The 18,592-nt window shown below is 60.1% G+C and carries 13 protein-coding genes; 5 read left to right on the plus strand and 8 right to left on the minus strand.

The features are described from left to right. Position 1 precedes the first annotated feature (1 nt). From tssB to AU381_RS27640, 3 genes are all read right to left on the minus strand, one after another. Positions 2–538: a type VI secretion system contractile sheath small subunit gene (gene tssB, locus AU381_RS27630; protein WP_064244774.1), complete on the minus strand. Its 537-nt coding sequence runs from the start codon at positions 536–538 to the stop codon at positions 2–4. Continuing rightward, positions 535–1,689 (minus strand): type VI secretion system protein TssA, encoded by a 1,155-nt coding sequence (locus AU381_RS27635; RefSeq protein ID WP_064244775.1) that lies wholly within the window; start codon positions 1,687–1,689, stop codon positions 535–537. Before AU381_RS27635 ends, tssB begins: the two co-directional genes overlap by 4 nt. Positions 1,690–1,789: 100 nt before the next feature. Then, positions 1,790–3,883 (minus strand): serine/threonine-protein kinase, encoded by a 2,094-nt coding sequence (locus AU381_RS27640; protein WP_064244776.1) that lies wholly within the window; start codon positions 3,881–3,883, stop codon positions 1,790–1,792. A gap of 161 nt (positions 3,884–4,044) precedes the next feature. Here AU381_RS27640 and tssH point away from each other — a divergent pair, with 161 nt between their 5' ends. After that, entirely contained in the window at positions 4,045–6,765 is a 2,721-nt protein-coding gene (tssH, locus tag AU381_RS27645; RefSeq protein ID WP_064244777.1) for a type VI secretion system ATPase TssH, read from the plus strand. A gap of 39 nt (positions 6,766–6,804) precedes the next feature. Here the strand turns inward: tssH and AU381_RS27650 are convergent, their stop codons facing one another. Then, on the minus strand, positions 6,805–7,551 hold the full coding sequence (locus AU381_RS27650; protein ID WP_064244778.1) for an OmpA family protein: 747 nt from the start codon (positions 7,549–7,551) through the stop codon (positions 6,805–6,807). A 119-nt stretch (positions 7,552–7,670) separates the two neighbouring features. Between AU381_RS27650 and AU381_RS27655 the strand changes: the two genes are divergently transcribed. The 3 genes from AU381_RS27655 to AU381_RS27665 are packed head-to-tail and all read left to right on the plus strand — an operon-like array spanning position 7,671 to position 11,817. Then, positions 7,671–8,438: a PP2C family protein-serine/threonine phosphatase gene (locus AU381_RS27655; RefSeq protein WP_064244779.1), complete on the plus strand. Its 768-nt coding sequence runs from the start codon at positions 7,671–7,673 to the stop codon at positions 8,436–8,438. A gap of 5 nt (positions 8,439–8,443) precedes the next feature. Further along, positions 8,444–9,319, plus strand: coding sequence for a M15 family metallopeptidase (locus AU381_RS27660; protein WP_082910399.1), 876 nt, complete (start codon positions 8,444–8,446; stop codon positions 9,317–9,319). A 32-nt stretch (positions 9,320–9,351) separates the two neighbouring features. Next, positions 9,352–11,817: an ImcF-related family protein gene (locus tag AU381_RS27665; protein ID WP_064244780.1), complete on the plus strand. Its 2,466-nt coding sequence runs from the start codon at positions 9,352–9,354 to the stop codon at positions 11,815–11,817. A 358-nt stretch (positions 11,818–12,175) separates the two neighbouring features. Here the strand turns inward: AU381_RS27665 and AU381_RS27670 are convergent, their stop codons facing one another. Together AU381_RS27670 and AU381_RS27675 are read right to left on the minus strand one after the other, a co-directional pair. After that, entirely contained in the window at positions 12,176–13,993 is a 1,818-nt protein-coding gene (locus AU381_RS27670; RefSeq protein WP_064244781.1) for a PHA/PHB synthase family protein, read from the minus strand. Between the two features lie 213 nt (positions 13,994–14,206). Next, positions 14,207–15,022: a class I SAM-dependent methyltransferase gene (locus tag AU381_RS27675; protein ID WP_064244802.1), complete on the minus strand. Its 816-nt coding sequence runs from the start codon at positions 15,020–15,022 to the stop codon at positions 14,207–14,209. 287 nt (positions 15,023–15,309) lie between these two features. On the opposite strand from AU381_RS27675, the gene AU381_RS27680 reads away from it, so the two are divergent. Continuing rightward, complete coding sequence (locus AU381_RS27680; RefSeq protein WP_064244782.1) at positions 15,310–16,407, plus strand: extracellular catalytic domain type 1 short-chain-length polyhydroxyalkanoate depolymerase; 1,098 nt, start codon at positions 15,310–15,312, stop codon at positions 16,405–16,407. Between the two features lie 655 nt (positions 16,408–17,062). Here the strand turns inward: AU381_RS27680 and AU381_RS27685 are convergent. Then, positions 17,063–17,518, minus strand: coding sequence for a YybH family protein (locus AU381_RS27685; protein ID WP_082910400.1), 456 nt, complete (start codon positions 17,516–17,518; stop codon positions 17,063–17,065). A gap of 539 nt (positions 17,519–18,057) precedes the next feature. After that, positions 18,058–18,592: OsmC family protein (locus AU381_RS27690; protein WP_162273473.1), on the minus strand; the 535-nt coding region annotated here is incomplete at its 5' end.

Raw genomic sequence — 18,592 nt, forward strand, 5'->3', positions numbered from 1 at the left:
CTCAGACCTCCGACTTGCTGCTATCTTCGATCGCCTGGTCGGCGATCTTTGCTATCAGGGGCTCATTGTTTAAGAGCTGGGCGATGCGTTTTTCGGCGTCGATGCGGCCATCCATGAAGCCGAGCAGTTCCTCGAGCTGGCGGCGCATCCTCAAGAGTTCGGCAAGCTGCGGAACCTGTTCGGCAACGCGATCCGGCGTGAAGTCGGCAATGCTCGTAAAGGTCAGGTCTACCGCAAGCTCTTCATCGCGTTCTTCGCCCGGAGGCTGAGGAAGAGTGTTCTTCACTCGCGCTTTGACGCGAGGGCTGAGCGCTTCCATAAAACGGCCGAACCGGTTTGCGTCTGTCTCGACAAAAGCGCGGTCCCGTATGGATTTGCGCGCCTCCGGCGTCTCGGAGGCGCCGGCGAGATCGGCCATTACGCCCATCACAAACGGCAATTCGATCGTTGTCGGGCTGCCGTATGTTTCCACCTCATAGGCGATCTGGACGCGAGGCGCCCGGTTTCGCTCAATTACCTTCGCCTTAGTTTCGCTCATAGGTCACCTTTCGTCCCAGATTTCTTGTTTTCTGGCACCCCGGCCAGGAGCCGGAATTCCTTCAGACCGGAGGGTGCCAGGTCCTCCATCAGTTCCAGGAAATTCATCGGCACCATGCGTTTGATCCTGCGCGCCAGATGAGGAATGGGGCTCGACGGCTCGGTGCGGTCGTAGAAGTCAATGACGAGGTCGATGCACCTTGTGACCTCCTCGCGCGAGGCAAGTCGCGACGGAAAGACTGCCGCAGGTCCGGTGTAGGTCGACTCCGCGACGGGGCTCGTTTGCGCGAGTGTCTTGTCACGAACGACGATTTCCTCGCTTGCGACCTCCTGTTGGGAGCCGGGCCTCGCCCGCTCGAGCGTCGAAATCACGCGTTGAAGGAACCGGCCCAAATCCGACAAGGTGAAGCGGACATCACCGCCCATTTGCCGGTTGAGCGATGCTTCGAGCTCTCCCAACGCAGCCGCCGCAGCACGTGCATTGGTAAAAAGCTCGGCCGCTTCAGCCGAGGATTGCTCCGCAAATGCCGCGCAACCAATTCTCATGCGATCCAATAAGCGGTCATGCTCGCTCACGAGTGACGATTTCTCAGTCTCGCTTAGTCCCGGTGCAGCCTCGGCAAGAGCCGTTCGGGTGTCGATCGATCCACGCTCCAGATCCCGGCCGGTGAATGGGCCAACACCGTGGGGCGCAAAAAACGTCATCCTCCGAAGGTCGCCCAACAACCCATCCTTGTCGTTTTGAAGCTGGAGAAGCGCATTGGTCCGGCGAAGCGCCGCATCGCGAGGAGTGGAGTCCGGCCGAAGTTCTGGATGCATCGTCTCCCAATGCAGGTCGAAGGTTTGGGCGATCAGGCCAAGTCCTGAGGCCAGGCCGGCAAAACCCTGTTCATTTGCAAGGGCTCGAGTGACGATCACCAGGAGCCGAAGATCCCGCCCGTGCTGACGTAGTTCCTCCGATTTCCGAAGGACGTTTGTCCAGTCGACAGGAACTTCGGCCCTTGCTACGGGGTTGTTCCGCTCGTCCCGGCTGATTTCTATTTGAGGTTGCATGAGGCGTTCCAGTTCGTGGAATCGCCCGTCATTCCGCAAGCTTTCGCCAGAGGGGTTACTGTCATTCAGTGGACTTAGCCAGAGAGCGGAGTCGAACAACAGATCCCCCCGTTACCAACTAATGTTCTCCTCACAATGTACTTTTACCACAGTTTTTCAAGCTGTTCCATTTCCACATCACTCGATGGCGATTGAAGTTCTAGTTCCTGGTATCGATCAGCCGGGTGGCGGTCGAGAGGACCGAAACACGCCCTGCGGCTATCACCGCGCGCAAGTCTTCGGCAAACGACTTGGTGGACTCGGTTGTAGGCCGAAGCTCGGGGAAAAGCGGTTCGTTCGTCTGCAGAACGATGATCAGGCTTTTGCCGAACGTGCTGTCGACGGCGAAGGAGAGTTTGGCTGGATCGACTGCACCTTCGGCCGTCGGGTAGGCAACCCGGATGGTTCGCATGCCTTCAGACACGGTTCCGAGGTCGGCAAGTGCATGGTCGGGTCTCTTGATATTCGGAAGAATGTTAAAAAGGTTGCCGGTGACGTCGGCGATTGCGACCCACAAATAGCCCTCGTCAAGCGTGGCTGGCGCCAGCACGTCGATAACCGGGTTATCGCCAACCGAATAGATGCCTGACATGTTTGGTTCGGCCCTGTCCCCGTATCCGAGCACGATTGTCATCGGACCCTGGCTTGCATCCGGCAGCAGCTCCTGAACGACGCATAGCTGGCTGTTGAGTACTGTCGCGTCGAAGCGCAGCTCGCGATCCCCGATATGCGGGGCAAGCGCCTGTTGAACGGCCTGGACGTCCTTGCTGGAGGCGACATTTCCCCGGATCGAGACCATCGTTCCAAGAGGATAGGTACCCGTCTGCGGAGGCAGAAGCGCAAGTGTCCCGCAGGTCTCTAGCGGCACCAGGAGGGGTTTCAGTTGATCCGGCGACAGATCGCGCGGACCGGCGGCGATACGTAGAACAGGCTCATAGCCGGCCTCTTCGGCAGCCGCAGAAAACCGGGCTGCCGCGGCTTCCCGTCCTTTGGTATCGCCCGCAAGTCCGGTAAGGCGAACCGTTCGATCAGCAACTTCGAGCTTCCACTCGTCCAGCGGAGCGGCGAGCGCGAAAAAAGCAGTCATGTCCTGCGCCCATCGTTCAGACGGAGCGCCGTCAGCAAGAGTAAGGGTGCCGTCAGGTGGCGCGTGGCCCACCGTTTGGGCAAAGTTCGAAAGGATTGCCTCTTGCTGGTCGGCATCAGGGGCAAAGCCGTTGAGCGTGGCGCGTCCTTGTCCGTCCACACCGGCAACTAGCTTGTAAGGCGTAGCAATCGGCAACGTTGTCGTCGACAGGTCATCAAATGCCCCAAAAAGCCAAAGCCCAGCGATTGCTAACAGCGCACCGAGGGGCAGGATGACGAGCCATGGGCTCCAGGTGGCGTTTTCGAAGCGTCCCTTCTGCTGCGCAGCGCCGAGACCGGGCTCCAGCAGCCGCGCGATTTCCTTGACGACGGCGGTGGCGCTTGGCGGTCGGTGGGCTGGCTCGGGCTGAGTAAGATCGTCAATTAAGGTCTTGAGTGGTTCTGGAACGCCAGAGGAATCGAGCCGGCGTTCCTTATGGCGTATGACCTCGCCCGGGCTCCTTCCGACGTCCGGGATCCTCCCGCGAAACGTTGCGAGCAGCGATGCTCCGAGGGCATAAAGGTCGGAGCGTGGCTCCGCCTGACCATGCATCTGCTCTGGCGCGGCATATTCGTACTTGCCCGCAAAATCATTGCCGACGATCGTGCGGGCACCTGCGGTGCTGTCCTTGGCTATGCCAAAGTCGATAATGACGGCTTCTTCCGGTCTGCCGTCTCGCAGGATGATGTTGTCCGGGGAAAGGTCGCGGTGGACGATCTTGCGCTCATGCGTCGCGACCAACCCCTCGGCAACCCGGTGTGCCACCACCAGTAGATCTCGTGGAGAAGCCCCGCCGCGTTCGAGCCATTCGCTGAGCGGGGTGCCTGCTATGTAGTCCATCACCAGATATACGTGGCCGTCGCCGGTCTGACTGCAGTCGGTATAGCGAACGACTGCGTCGTGCGAGATGCTGCGCATCTCTTCCTCGCGCTTCATGAGCTCGAGATAACTGGCATTGGCCGACAACTCGCGCTTCAATGCCTTGATCGCCACTACACGGCCGGTGATGCGGTTGCTTGCTCGATAGACCTCGCCCGTCCCGCCTCGGCCCAGGACGCCCTCAATCTCGTAGGTGTTGTTGAGCACCTGGCCTTTGCGAAAGATGTCCCCGGGCAGTGGATCGAGCATATGGTGTCTCCAAACGCACCCAACGGAAACCAGCTACCACAATATTCACCAAGAACGCGCCGCCTGATTATTTGTCAAGAATACTATAATGTGGCACGCTGTGACTAGTGATCCAAGACTAGAGGCACCTATTCAAAATCACCGGCAGGAGCCCGACCGACATGCAGCAGAACATGTCTTCTCCAAGCGTCAAGCGCAAGGAACTGGTCGGCAAGCTCAACCCGATATGCCTGCGCGCATTCAAGGCGGCGGCGGACGCGGCCAAGCTTCGTGGCAATCCCTATGTCGAACTCGTTCACTGGATTGAACAACTGACGCTTGTCGACCGCGACGACTTTCAGATGATCCTCAGGGACGCTGGCGTCGACCTCGGCCGTCTTGCGGCCGAGATGGCGAGAGCAATAGACAAGCTACCCTATGGCGCGACCTCCATCGAGGAATTTTCCGATCACATCTTCCACGCGATCCAAGAGGCTTGGAGCCTGGCCAGCCTGCAGTTCGGATCTGAAGAGGTGCGTGGCGCCTATGTCCTCATAGCCTGCAGGAAGGTGCCGGTGCTTGAAGGGCTCCTCTCGAAGATTAGCGTTGAATTCGATCGGATCGATGCGGATTCTGTAGTCGCTCGGCTCGACGACGTGCTTGCTGGATCACTTGAAAGCGCCCGCGAGGAAGAGACGCCGGAACCGTCCCGGAAAAGACGCCAGGCGGGCGGTGACTCTGCGTTGGCGAAATATGCAGTGGATCTCACTCGACGTGCACGCGACGGAAAAATTGACCCGGTTCTGGGTCGCGATCCAGAAATACGGCAGATCGTCGATATCCTCATGCGCCGGCGACAGAACAATCCGATCCTGACGGGCGAAGCAGGCGTCGGAAAAACCGCTGTGGTCGAAGGCTTTGCTCTGCGCCTTGCAGCGGACGATGTGCCGCCGCCGCTGAAAGGGGTTTCCCTCCAAATGCTCGACATCGGCTTGATGCAGGCGGGGGCGAGCGTCAAGGGTGAGTTCGAACGGCGGCTGAAGACAATTATCGATGAGGTTCAGGCATCGGAAACGCCCATTATCCTCTTCATCGACGAAGCTCACACGCTGATCGGAGCAGGCGGTACGGCGGGAACGGGAGATGCCGCAAACCTTCTGAAGCCCGCATTGGCGCGCGGCGAGCTTCGCACGGTCGCCGCAACAACCTGGGCCGAGTACAAGCAGTACATTGAAAAAGACCCCGCGCTGACGCGACGTTTCCAGGTGGTCAAAGTCGAAGAGCCCGATGAAGTGGGCGCCGTCTTGATGCTGCGCGGGGTCGCCGGCGTGTTGGAGAAGCACCATCAGGTGCAGATTCTCGACGAGGCTATCGAGACGGCCGTTAGCCTTTCACATCGTTATATCCCCGCCCGCCAGCTGCCAGACAAGGCGGTCAGTCTCCTCGATACCGCCTGCGCTCGCGTGGCCGTATCGCAGCACTCCACACCGGCGGAAGTCGAAGACCTGCTGCGGCGCAAGCAATCTCTTGAGATCGAGGAAGGGATCATCGCGCGAGAGAGCGCTATCGGCATCGAAACTGAGGACCGTCAGGACAAGGTCGCAGCCGCTCTCGCCGAAACCGAATCCGCCTTGCTGGGCGCTAAGGCTCGCTGGGAAAGGGAACAGTCGATGGTCTCAGAAATTCTCGACCTCAGAGCGCGGCTGCGCGGAAAGGGAGTTGAACTCGATCATGCATTGGCCGAGGACGCGGCTGCGGAAACTACCCCTGTGGATCAGCCAGCGCGGGCAAGAAGCGATGAAGAGATTGCGGATCGGGACTCAGATCTTGTGCGGCTCAAGACCCTGATGGCGGAACTTTCCGAGCTACAGGGTGAAACGCCGCTGATCCTGCTTTCCGTCGACAGGAATGCCGTGGCTTCGGTGGTACAGGACTGGACAGGCATACCGGTCGGCCGAATGCTGACAAGCCAGACCGAAAAGGCGCTACAGCTAGCGAGCGTTCTGGCAGGGCGTGTCGTCGGGCAGGACCTTGCAATGGAAGCGATCGCCCGGCGCGTGCAGACCAGCCGGGCCGGATTGGGCTCTCCCGAAAAGCCCGTCGGCGTCTTTCTGCTCTGCGGCCCCTCCGGGGTCGGTAAGACTGAAACGGCATTGGCCCTCGCCGAGGCGCTCTACGGCGGCGAACAGAATCTGATCACCATCAACATGTCGGAGTTTCAGGAGGCGCACACGGTCTCAACTCTCAAAGGTGCGCCTCCCGGCTATGTCGGCTATGGAAAAGGGGGCGTTCTGACCGAAGCCGTCAGACGACGACCCTATTCTGTCATTTTGCTCGATGAGGTCGAAAAAGCGCATCCGGATGTGCATGAGATCTTCTTCCAGGTTTTCGACAAAGGCATGATGGACGACAGCGAGGGTCGACGGATCGACTTCCGCAACACGCTCATCCTCTTGACGTCGAACGTCGGCTCGGAGGCCATCATGAAGCTTACCGACGGCGGCCGGATGCGGCGGCCGCCTGAAGAGCTTGATGCCGTACTGAGGCCTCAATTGCTGAAGGTGTTCCCGCCGGCATTCCTCGGCCGGGTTATCGTCGTGCCCTATTATCCGCTCTCAGACGCAATGATTGAAGCAATCACGCGACATCACTTCACTAAAATCGCACGCCGGTTGCGCGACAGCCATGACGCCGAGCTCATCATCGAGGACGGCGTTCTGGAATTGGTCAAGGCGCGTTGTATCGAAGTTGAATCTGGGGGTCGCATGATCGACGCAATCCTGACCAACTCGCTTTTGCCGGCTTTGAGTAAAGGCATTTTGAACTCAGCGCTCGAAGGCAAACACCTGACAAAGGTCACGGTCGGCGCATCTGCGGAGGGCTTCACCTACGCGTTCGAATAGCGGCAGCCTTGCTGATGATCTTTTGTTATACCTGCATTCTCAGCTGACTGCCTGGAACTCCACGCGCCTGTTCTCGTCAGCCTTCGGGTTTTCGGAATTGAGAAGAAACTGCTCGCCTACGCCGACTGCCTCGAGGCGTTCGAGAGCGATGTGGCATTCGTCCGCGAAGAACCGTGTCACTTCCTTCGCCCGCAGCATGGACAGCTGCTGGTTGTAGGCCGTGCCTCCGACGGCATCGGTGTGCCCTATGACTCGAACGAGCTTGATGTCCATCTCTTTCATGATCCCGCAAAGCTGGCGCAGCGCCGGCTTCTGATCCATGGCGATGGCGGCGGAATCGAAGGCAAAGTTCACGCGCACATTTATCTGGTCAGAAGGCGGCAGCTTCCAATAGATCTGCGGATCGGTAGTCGTCTCGGCCGAAACTGCCGATGACGGCGACGGCTCCTTGGCTGCGGTTGCCGGAGGCTGAGCTACTTCGCTCTCATCGGGAGCGGACTGGATGCTCTGGGTCTGAGCGGCAGGCGGGGATGCCGGAGTGACTTTTGCTTCACCGGCCGCCTCGATTGCCACCGGCGTGGCCGCTGCATCTGTCCCAGGGTTGGTAAGAACCAGGCCACGCGTGGCGCCGAGGTTTGAAACCCCTGCAGCCTTGAACAACTTGATTTGCCGCTGAAAACGTTCTTTCAGCGTAGAATCGGTGAGTTCCTGTGCCGCCAAGTCACTTTGTTGGACGAAGAATAGAGCAAGAAACACCGTTAGATTCGCTGCCAGCAGGCGCACCATCTTAAGGCTCCCTTTGACGAGGAGGTTTCGCCTTCTACAAAATTACTATAGGATAACTTGGGGGGCAACTGTTCAGGTAGCGGCTTCGCGATGGAGCGAGTGAGAGGGTTCATCTGCTCATGACCCAGGATTCGCGGGACGGTTCATCGACGCGTGTACCTAACCGGCTGAGGCCGGAAGGGGCGGGGCTGAGCCACACTGGTCAAGTGCGAAACAGCAACGAGGACGCCCTTCTCACTGATCCCTCGGGCACACTTTGGGCGGTTGCCGACGGAATGGGCGGATACGGTCATGGCGATGTCGCTGCTGACATGGTCATCGAACAGCTTGCAATGCTCCCGCACACACCGATTTCGTGTGCTCATCTCGTTGGAGCACTCCAGGAAGCCAATTCCGCGATACGGCGATGGGCGGCCTCGGCCAATGTAGAGCAGATGGGCGCAACAGCAGTGGCCGCGCTCGTCGAGGGCCAGGCAGCGACAATCGCGTGGGTGGGAGACAGCCGGGCCTATCGCTTGCGGGGAGGGGAGCTGTCGCAGCTTACACGCGATCATTCGGTTGTGCAGGAACTTATCGATGGCGGACACCTTACGCCCGCCGCAGTGTGGCAGCATCCGCAAGCTCACGTAGTAACTCGGGCAATCGGAGCTGGCGATCGCCTGGATGTGGAAACGACCGAGGTCGCGCTGGAGCCAGGGGACGTTTTGATTCTTTGTTCCGATGGTTTGACCGACTGCGTTGCGGAGGCGGAGATTACCTCATGCGTGAAATCGGTATCGACGCCTGAGGCTGCCTGTCGGCGGCTGATCGCCGCCGCTCTCGATCGAGGTGCTCCGGACAACGTCTCCGTGGTTGTGGTTCGCATTGACGGAGCTGCAGCGCCTTGAGGCCCTTGAATCCGATTGCAGCCGTCGTCATCGGCATGAGCATCATTCTTGCGGCGGCGACATTTGCATTCGTCACTGACCTTCTTCGCAACGCGGAGCCGGATCCCAATGCTGCAAAGATCGACCGACTGACTGAACAGCTTGCCCGGCAGGACGGAGAAGTTCAGGCGCTGCGCACCGAACTGAACGCACTCAAGAGAGAGCTTTCACAACTGGCGGCCGCCCCCCGCCCTGAACCTGCTCTGCCCACGCAGCCAGCGCCGCCACCCGACCAACCTCAGACAGAGCAGTCATTCTCGGTGGACCAATTCGGCGGCATGGCGCCGCCACAGGAAACTGAGGCCCTGACGGAACCCATGCAGTTGGCAAAGAAGCGCTTCAATGACGGCATCCTCCGTCCGAAGCCGGGGGTGCTCCGCGAAATCCTGGGCGAGCCGCGAACCAGTTATTCCACCGCCTGCCAGCCGGTCACCAATCCGAAATTGGTCAGAGCATTGGCGACGCGCAATTTTGGAAACTTCCGACTGACAATGATCAGACCTGCGCTCGACTCGTTGGACCAGGTATTGGAGCGACTGAAAAAGGAAGAACCGGACATCTATGCTGCGATCGGGACGGCTGGTGCGCTCTGCGCGCGTTATGTGCGCGGTTCTGCCAAGTCCGTATCCTCGCACGCCTGGGGGGCAGCCGTCGACCTGACGCTCAAGAGGGACCTCGACCGGATGGGAGATGGCAGCACCCAATTCGGACTCGTGGTGCTTGCAGAGTTTTTCAACGATGCCGGCTGGTACTGGGGTGCAGGCTATAGTCGCGAAGATTCGATGCATTTCGAGGTCGGCGAAGCGCTGCTTCGCAAATGGGCCGCAGAGGGCAAGCTGTGAAAGACCATGCCCGATCGCCCAGTCAGGATGGAATGCGAGCGGACGTTCTTCCTGCACTGGCGCAGCCGCTGCTTGCGCTGGCAAAGCGGGCCGAAAGCGAGAAACGGCCGGACCCAAATGAACTGGCCGCCACCGCACGCACACTCGTGGCTGCATTCGAGATTGAAGCGCGCCGAAGGAGCGTCCCGGCGGACTGGCTTCTGGACGCACGCGACGCGCTCGTCACTTTGCTCGATGCCCGTGCACGCAACAATCCGGCACTGCCTATTCGACGATGGGAGCGGGCGCTTGCCGCCGCGTTTCCGATCAGCCGGAGCGTTGGGCCAAAACGTCTCGCGGAACGGGCGGCGGAGGCGACGAAAGCCGGTCCAGCGCAACGCGACCTCGCACGTTTCCTCTGTCACTGCAACGAAGCTGTTCAAGCCGCCCATTCGGCGGGTGAGCAGCATAGAACGCGAACAGATCGCGGCGTTGTTTTTTTGGGAGTTGCTTGCTTCTTCGCGATGATTGCGGCTTGGGCAGCATGGGCCGAATGGCAATTTCGCGAGCAACTGTTGGCGCAATTGCCCGACGTGGAACGCGTTATCGAAACGGGCATCACTGCAACCCCGGCCGTGCGCGCGGCTCAGCTCGATGCCTTCGCCGCGGCGGTCCGCCTTGTTGAACAGGATGCGTCAAGCTCACCGCTCGGCATTATTCGTTACGTTGAGAGTATCGATCCTGGTGCAACTGCGCGTCGCCGCTACAGCGAGGCGGCGGATGCACTCGTTGCAGGGCCTCTCGCCGAGGCACTTGCAGTTGCTCTCGCCACGGAAGGGGAGGCTAATGCGCTCTACGATTCCCTACGGGCATGGTCGATACTGAAGGGCACATCGGACTGGCAGCCGCGTTTTCTGGAGGGCTGGGTCGCCGACCGGACTCGGACCTTCCCGGAACTCGCTTATCTAGCCCAGCATGTTGCCGTCATGTCCAGGGCCCCGCCTGCCATTCCATCTCCGGATCCCGAGACGGTCGCCCAGGCGCGGCTGTTCGCTTCTGAAGGTTTGGCCAGCGAGCGCGCCTTGCTGGAACTGACCCGAGCCGAGGAAACGGCGGATCTCCCATCATGGTCGATTGAAGAGGGAGTCCCTGGCGGCCTTGACTCGATTCTGATCCACAGTTCGGGTCTGGCGACCGAACGTGATGTGCTGGGCCTATTTACGGAGGCTGGATGGAATTATGCGCGCTCAGGTGGCGCGAAGCAGGCGATCCAGCGGGCGAACTCGCAGGCTGCAACGCTGCTGGCGGCTAAGGACACGACGACGCCCGAGGCCGTAATGGATCTCCTTCAAAAACGCACATTGGAAGAATGGTCGCACTACCTCGGTGATCTCCGCGTCCGACCTTTCTCCGATCAACCTACCGCCGTAGTAATCAGCGGTGCGCTGAGCGCCAGCAACTCGCCGCTTTCGGCGCTGATCCGAGAGGCCTGGCGCCAGGCTGGGGGCAATGACCGCAATCGAAGCCACGCCAACCAGCTTCGGATAGCAGCCGCATTGGGGCCGGCCATACAGTTCGTTGAACAGGGTCGGATGTCGGACATCTCCCATCTCTTCCTATCGTTGAACGTGGCCCTGTCCGTCCTCGATGCAGATGCCGAAATTGGAAAGAAGTCCCTCATGGACGCTCAGGAGCGCGCCAACTCGATTGTAGCATTGCAGCAAGCTCCACTTCTTGTGGTGCAGATAGTCGAGGATATAATCGCCCAAACGGCTGCTCCAAAAGAGCCTGTGGCAACTTCGGACCCTGTCCCTCAGGAGAAAGCCCAAGAGAGACCACAGGAGAAACCGAAGACACCATGGGGTTCCGAGATCGCGAGCGCCTGTCAGGCGGCCGTGAGTGGCCGGTATCCTTTCTTCGATGGCCCCGACGCGGATCTTGCCGCCGTGGCACGAATCTTCGCGCCGGACGGCTCCGTGTGGAGCTATTATCGTGCGCAACTGGCGCAATTGATGGACACGTCGACGACCCCGTGGCGCTGGAAGCCGGAAGCGCGTCTGTCTGGCTACACACCCGAAAGCGCTGTCTTTATCCAAAGGGCGCTTGCCGTAGGCGACGCTCTTTTTGAGCAGGGAGCGACGCCCGACGTACCGGTAACGCTGGAGGCGCTCGCTCAAAGAGGAGCAGCAACTATTTCGATCGGCGGTGCTCATGCTCCGGTCGTCACGTCCGGCGACGCGGTGAGGTTGAACTGGCCAGGGCCCTCACCCACGCGAGGCTTCGAGATTTCCTTCGACAACGGCACCGTGGTCGAGAAGAAGGGCGCACCCGGTGCATGGGGTCTCTTGCGGTTCCTGGACGGGACTCGTTTGCGCCCACGTGAGGGCGGCCGACGCTTCCTGGTCGATGTGCGCGGGAAGGGCGCTCGGGCCTATCTTCAGATATCTTTCGCCAAAACCGCAAATCCCGTAGCCGCGCGTGCACTTCTGCGGGGCTTGACCTGTCCGCTCGCTCTCTGAGCTTGAGTTACCCTAGTCTAACCCTGCGGTGCGGCTTGATCGACGGCATTCACGACGCGGCTGATTTCGGGGCGGTGCCGCTGCATGGCCATCGACCTCCGGGGACTAGATCGAAGTGATGTCTAGGCAAGCTGACGCAGCCCACGGCGATCTTGACTCCAGCTTCGCGTGCGTCCAATTCACTGCCTTCTTAGCGGCGCGTAGAAGCCCTATTACGGCGTTTCCGTTCTTGCTCAGAAGATCGCATAATGTATCGTCATCGTCGGGAACCGCAAAAAAAGAAAGGGTCGCAACTGCGACCGGCGCGATTAAGCTTCGATTGCTTTGGGCGGTGCCGATCCACCACCGCATGATGGCTTTACCGCTGATGCACGTAGGTGCCGGGGGCATCGTCGATCGGGGGGTAACCTTTCTTGGGAGCGCCGATGACCGGCGGTGCCACCCGGTCAGGCGCTGAATGGGCGGCGAGCCACTCGACCCAGTCCGGCCACCATGAGCCGTCCTTCGATGTGGCTGCCGCGGCCCATTGATCCGCACTGACGCTGGAATCGATCTCACGTGTCAACCCGATGCGAAAACCTCGACCGGGGCGGCCTGGCTCGGAGATGATGCCGGCATTATGGCCCCCGCTTGTCAGCACAAAAGTGACGTCGGTGTCGGTGAGATAATGTATCTTGTAGACGGAATGCCACGGTGCGACGTGGTCTCGCTCCGTCCCGACGACGAACATGGGAACGCAGATATCCTGGAGGTGAGCCGGGCGTCCATCGACGATGAAGCGGCCGGCGGCAAGTTCGTTGTCGAGATAGAGGCGCTGCAGATATTCCGCATGCATCCGGTAGGGCATGTGGGTCGGGTCCGCGTTCCACGCCATGAGATCGGTCATCGGAGTGCGTGTACCGATCAGGTAGTCGTGGACGAGGCGCGACCAAACGAGATCGTTGGTGCGCAGCAGTTGAAATGCCCCCGCCATCTGATCGGCGGAAAGACAGCCACTATGCCACATCATGCTGTCGAGAAAATGCAGCTGGCTGTGATCGATGAACAGCGCCAGTTCGCCAGGTTCGGAGAAGTCCGTCTGGGCGGCAAACAGCGTGACCGAAGCCAAACGCTGGTCCTCAGTGCGCGCCATCGCGGCCGCCGCGATCGCTAGCAGCGTCCCTCCCAGACAGTAGCCCGTTGCGTGGATCTTGCGTTCAGGAACGATGGCGCTGACCGCATCGAGCGCGGCCAGGATTCCCAATCGCCGGTAATCGTCGAGAGTGAGGTCACGGTCCTTCGCGGTCGGATTGCGCCAGGAAATGCAGAAAACCGTGTGGCCCCGCCCCACGAGATAGCGGATCAGGGAATTATGCGGTGAAAGGTCGAGGATGTAGTACTTCATGATCCAGGCTGGCACGATCAGGATCGGCTCGGCCAGGACGTCCTCCGTCGCCGGCGCATACTGGATCAGCTCGATCAGGTGGTTACGGTAGACGACCTTTCCAGGCGTGGCCGCGACATCGCCGCCGACGCGGAACGCTTCCGTACCGACCGGAGGGTGCTTCCTGGCCATCCCGCCGAGATCTTCGAGCCAGTTGCGGAATCCCTGCGTGAAGTTCGCCCCACCCGTTTCCATCGCCTTGTGGATCACTTCCGGATTGGCAAAGGGGTTGTTGGACGGCGAGAAGATGTCCAGCAGCTGGCGCGCGGTGAAGGAGACGACGTCCTCATGGTGCGGTGTCATGCCCGGGACGTTGCGCGTAACATTGTGCCACCACTGCTGGCACAGCAAGAAAGCCTGCGCCCAGACTGTATAGGGTTGCTTTTGCCAGCCTTCCGCGCGGAACCGATTGTCTCCCGGGAGCGCCTCGATGCAGGGCGGCGCGTCCGGACGCATGGCGGCTGCAGCCATGTAAGTCAGCAGAAGGCCCCAATTCTGCCCTGCCTTATCCGCGAGTTCCATGCGCTTTCCCGGAGCCGATGCGAGGTGGATCGACCAGTCAAAAAAGGCGAGTGTCAATGCGGCAGGGGAAAGACCTCCCGTCGCCATTGCGCTTAGAGCCTCACGCATCCGATCGATCGCCCGGAATGCTTCGCCGCCCGAGATCTCGTCGTCGTATGGCAGCGCCGACTGAGCCGCTATCGAGTTGACCGCGCAGTCTGCGGCCGAACCTGGTCTGTCACACCTCTTCATCACGAAACTCCATTCAGCCTTGCCGCCGCAGTCGGGAAGCCGCTTTTCTGCCCGATCGCCGACGTGGAATAACGAAGTGTCCCTGATCGGAGCAGCAGACGGAAGTTCTACTATTTGTGATGGTGCGCTGCTTGTCAGGTCCGTGCAAGTCAGCCTTTCGGGCTTCCTTAATGTGGTGGGCGCACGGCGCTGTCTGGCCATGGTGCGAATGTTTCAGAAGCCATATCGAACCAGGCGCCCCATGCGGTAGGGGGTCAGGATGGTGCTGAAGAGTTGTAGCGCGATCTGGGCGGGCGGTGACATCCGCGCCACCTGTCCGACGTCCCAATCCGAACGATCTTCGATGAGCTTCAGGCCCGGTATCTGCCGCTCCATCTCTGTCGGGTCGTCGAGCGCCCAATGGAGACAGGCACCGGTGGCGCGGATCGCCGGATTGAAGCGCAGCAGTCGGATTGCGAAACTGCTATAGGCGTCGAAGGCTATCTCGCCCGAGGGAAAGTGGCGGGCGATCCGTCGCAGAACCTGCGCAACCTGGTGTTCCTTGAGATACGGCAGAACGCCCTCGGCAACGATCATAGCCGGCCTGTCCGCGGGAAGCTTCGCAATCCAGCTGTGCTCGAGGATCGAGCAGGCAATCATCGCACAGTCCGCACGGTCGGGGTAGATCTGCTGACGCAAGGAGATGACGTCCGGGAAATCCAGTTCGAACCAGCGAACTCCCGGCCCAGGATCTATCCGGAAGATGCGACTGTCGAGACCACAGCCGAGATGGACAACAGTCGCCTCCGGGCAGCCCTGAAGGAATGCCTCCGTCCAGCGATCAAGCGTATAGGCGCGCAACGCGATGCCGATGGTCATGTCGTGACCAACCTCAAGATGCCGACTGCCCTGATCGATACGTTGCAACGCATCTGCGGCGAAGCGGTCGCGCAGCAGCGAATCCGGCATCGCGCTTTCGGCTGCCTTGGCTTGGAGTGTGATCAGCAAGGTTTCCCTCGCGCCGGTGAGGCGGATTTGCTCCCGTTGCATGGCTTCCTCCAAGGTGCCCGGCATCAGGAGGGTACTCTCTCCGCCGCATCAGCAGCAACGAACTTCTTATCCTCGGCATCGATCATTGAGAGCTGAGGTGAAAATCTACTCACAAACCGTCTTAGCGAAATCAGTGTCCATTCCTCCGTGTCTCGACGGAAATGTGCAAAACACGTCATTTTTAAAGGACAGGGCAGCGGAACTAGAATATTGTGCAATGCAGCAATAAGAGACAAATCTGCCGCGTAGCACCCATGATCGCCTGCTGGCGACAGCGAGGAGGCGACATGCGATCCCTTTCCGATACACTAGAGCGACTTGCCAGATTTCGTACAGGTAAGAGCAGCGACGCCACTGCGGCAACCTCCACGCTGTATCGGCTGCAACGCTTCGGTCCAAATCCCGGAGCTTTAGAAGCGTGGTACCATGTTCCTGAGGGGCTGACCGAAGCTCCGGCATTGGTCGTGGTCCTCCACGGATGTACGCAGAATGCTGCCGGTTATGATCACGCATCCGGGTGGTCGAAACTCGCTGAGGATTTCGGTTTCGCGGTCCTCTATCCGCAGCAGGTCCAGGCCAACAACCCCAACCTATGCTTCAACTGGTTCAACCTGCGCGATATTCGCCGAGGTCAGGGGGAGGTCCACTCGATACGGCAGATGGTGGAGACCATGATCGCCGACCACGGTATCGATCGTCGCCGGGTTTACATCACGGGACTGTCGGCGGGCGGCGCGATGGCGAATGCCGCGCTTTGCGCCCATCCCGAGATTTTTGCCGGCGGCGCAATCATCGCCGGCCTTCCCTATGCCGCGGCTACATCAGTAGCGGAAGCCTTCGATCGCATGCGCGGACACGGCATTCCCGATGCGGAAAGCCTGCAAAAGCGGCTGTCCGGCGCCTCGCCTCATTCCGGTCCCTGGCCGACGATATCGGTGTGGCACGGCACGAATGACAGGACCGTCGCACAGGCGAACGCCAATGCGGTCATCGCTCAGTGGAGCGGCGTCCATGGCGTCCCTTCCAGCCCCTCGTTGGTGGAAGCGGTCGACGGGAGGCATAAAAGGCTAGCCTGGCGAGATCGATCCGGCAGAGACGCGATCGAGCTTTACCGGATAGACGGCATGGGCCATGGGACACCACTCGACGTCGCATCCGGCTACGGACACACCGCGCCGTATATGCTCGACGCAGGAATTTCCTCTACCCTGCACATAGCGCGCTCATGGGGCCTGACGCCGTCGTTCCAGCGCCGGCGGGAAAGAGCTGCCTACGTAAAGTCCGCCCGACCGGCTCATACAGCCAGCCGATCACAGCCGGATAGGCAGGGAGACATTCAGAGTGTGATCGAAAGGGCACTTCGTTCGGCAGGACTGATCCGCTGACAGCGGCGCGTTGCTGGAGCCACCCGTGCCTCGCCATCAGTAAGGCAACCGTCGGCGGACGTTTCTGATGCTGACGCGATCATCGAAGAGCTCTGGGCACTAATGCAGCCGCGCGCCTCGATCGGTTGCATGTCGCCCAGCTGGGCGCTGTTCTTCGGGTCTGTCGAGAGCATGTGACAGCGAGTGCCGCCGGAAGAGCGCTGTTCGCAAGCTCACGTCTGGAAAAGAAGAGCAGCAACGATGCTGACCGTCTTGTGAAATATCTCGCGCGTTTCGGCTTGAAGTTCGACGGCATCACGAGGCGGAACCCACGAGGCTCGGCAACCGGACTCAGCGGCGCCTGTTGTCGTTGGGCTCAGCGGGTCTGCGGTTCATATCCCTTCAAGGCGAGGGATTTGCAGTCGGCTTGCCGCTGTCCCGTGGACAATCGCCGAACTTTCACAGTGCTGGCGACGAGCTGAACGCGCAGAAAGCGCCAACTTGCGCCAGAGTGATGGTGAACCCGAGCGACCGCGTGGGTCGGACCCTGCCCTTGTGAAACGCCGAGACTGTCGCTTTTCTAACCTGCTGGATGCAGCGCCTCTCTAAATCGCTTTGACGTAGCGCGCAGGAAGCGTTTGCATGCCGCAGCCGAGCGGCAACGCGAGCACGAACCCTACTTAGCAGGGTTCGTATTCCAGATATCCCGATGCAGTCGCCATTCGCCGTCGTCGCCCTTCTTCCATACGACAATGTATTTGCCGATTTCCTCGCTGGTCTTGCCGTCCTTGCCGGGAATCTTGATAGAGTAGGTGCCCTCCTCATACGCGAGATTGCCACTCTCCTCGACCTGCGCCGCTTTCAGTGTCAGATCGGTCAATCCGGCATCAATCCAGCTCTGCCACATCTTCTGAACGCTTTCGCGGCCGGCGACCCGATTCTCGTTGGGAGGAAACGCTACTGCGTCTTCGGTATAGTGTTGAGCCAGGCCTTTCGCATCCTTAGCGGCAAACTTGGCGACGAATTCGGCATTGTTCGCCTCTATGCTCGCTTGGGCTGTCTGGGCACCGGCAGGTTCACCAGCGCCAATAATGAGTGCGATGAAACAAAAAGACGCTAGAAAGTAGCGCATCGAAATCCTCCCCTGGGCGATTCCGGCACTTGTTCTTGGCCGATGGGTACAACTTTATACCGGCTGTCTCGTGAGAGCAAACAACGCGGCGCCGTTAGATCCTAAAGTTGCTGGAGATTCAGGGGGGTGCACCCTTTGCTGGGGGATCAGAGCCCATGCCAGTTGGCGCCGGACGACGAATGGAACAAAAGCAGGCTTGGCGCCATGTGGCTGGTCACCTTCAGGGTGTTGGCCTCAAGATTGGTGTCGGGACCTTCTGGGCGCTCTCGCTGACCCGCTCGACAATTGACTAGCCGATCGCACCGGCGATCAGCAGCCTGATCGCGGCTCAACGACCACTCTACTGGCTAAAATCCAACGCTTGGTAGCGGCGTCGTAGGCCGCTCTGGGTGGGGAACGGAAGTTGGTGAGTAGCTTGCTGAGCGACAGCAATGCACGCCTGAAGCCGGCACTTCTGACGGGATCGTTCTCTTTCTGTGGAGACCGCACAAGATATTCATTACATATCGGTAAAACGTCCTTAGCCAACGCCGTCGAGGCTATCGTTCTGTCACTCGAGATTCTGATTTCACCACGGTTTTTATCTTCGCCACAGCTTCGAGCGTGCGATGCACAGGGCACTTGCCGGCAATCTCGGCAATCCTGTCGCGAAGCTCCTCGGAGACCTCGCCATCGACGAAAATGACGCGCTCGAAACGATCGATCCGGGCGCCACTGCTGCGTTCCGATTCGGCACACTCTTCGCAGTCCCTGGCATGGATCTTCGCGTGCGAGACGTCGACCCCGATGCGCCCGAGAGTCAGCTTTTTGTGGTCGGCATATAGACGCAACGTCATCGACGTGCAGGCGCCAAGTGCGATCGACAGGAAGTCATAAGGCGATGGTCCGGAATCGAGCCCGCCCAGGCTTTCGGATTCGTCCGCGAATAGCCGATGGCTGCCGGCCTGGACCGCGTTTTGAAACCTGCCTTCGCCCGTTTCCGTCACGCGCACGTGTTCGATAGGCGCAGTCCCTTGCGGCGCGTCGGTGGCCAGATAACGCGTCAGCCACCCCGAAATGATCCGACCGGCGAAG

It is taken from the genome of Sinorhizobium glycinis (assembly GCF_001651865.1).
In the GTDB taxonomy this organism is placed as follows: Bacteria; Pseudomonadota; Alphaproteobacteria; order Rhizobiales; family Rhizobiaceae; genus Sinorhizobium; species Sinorhizobium glycinis.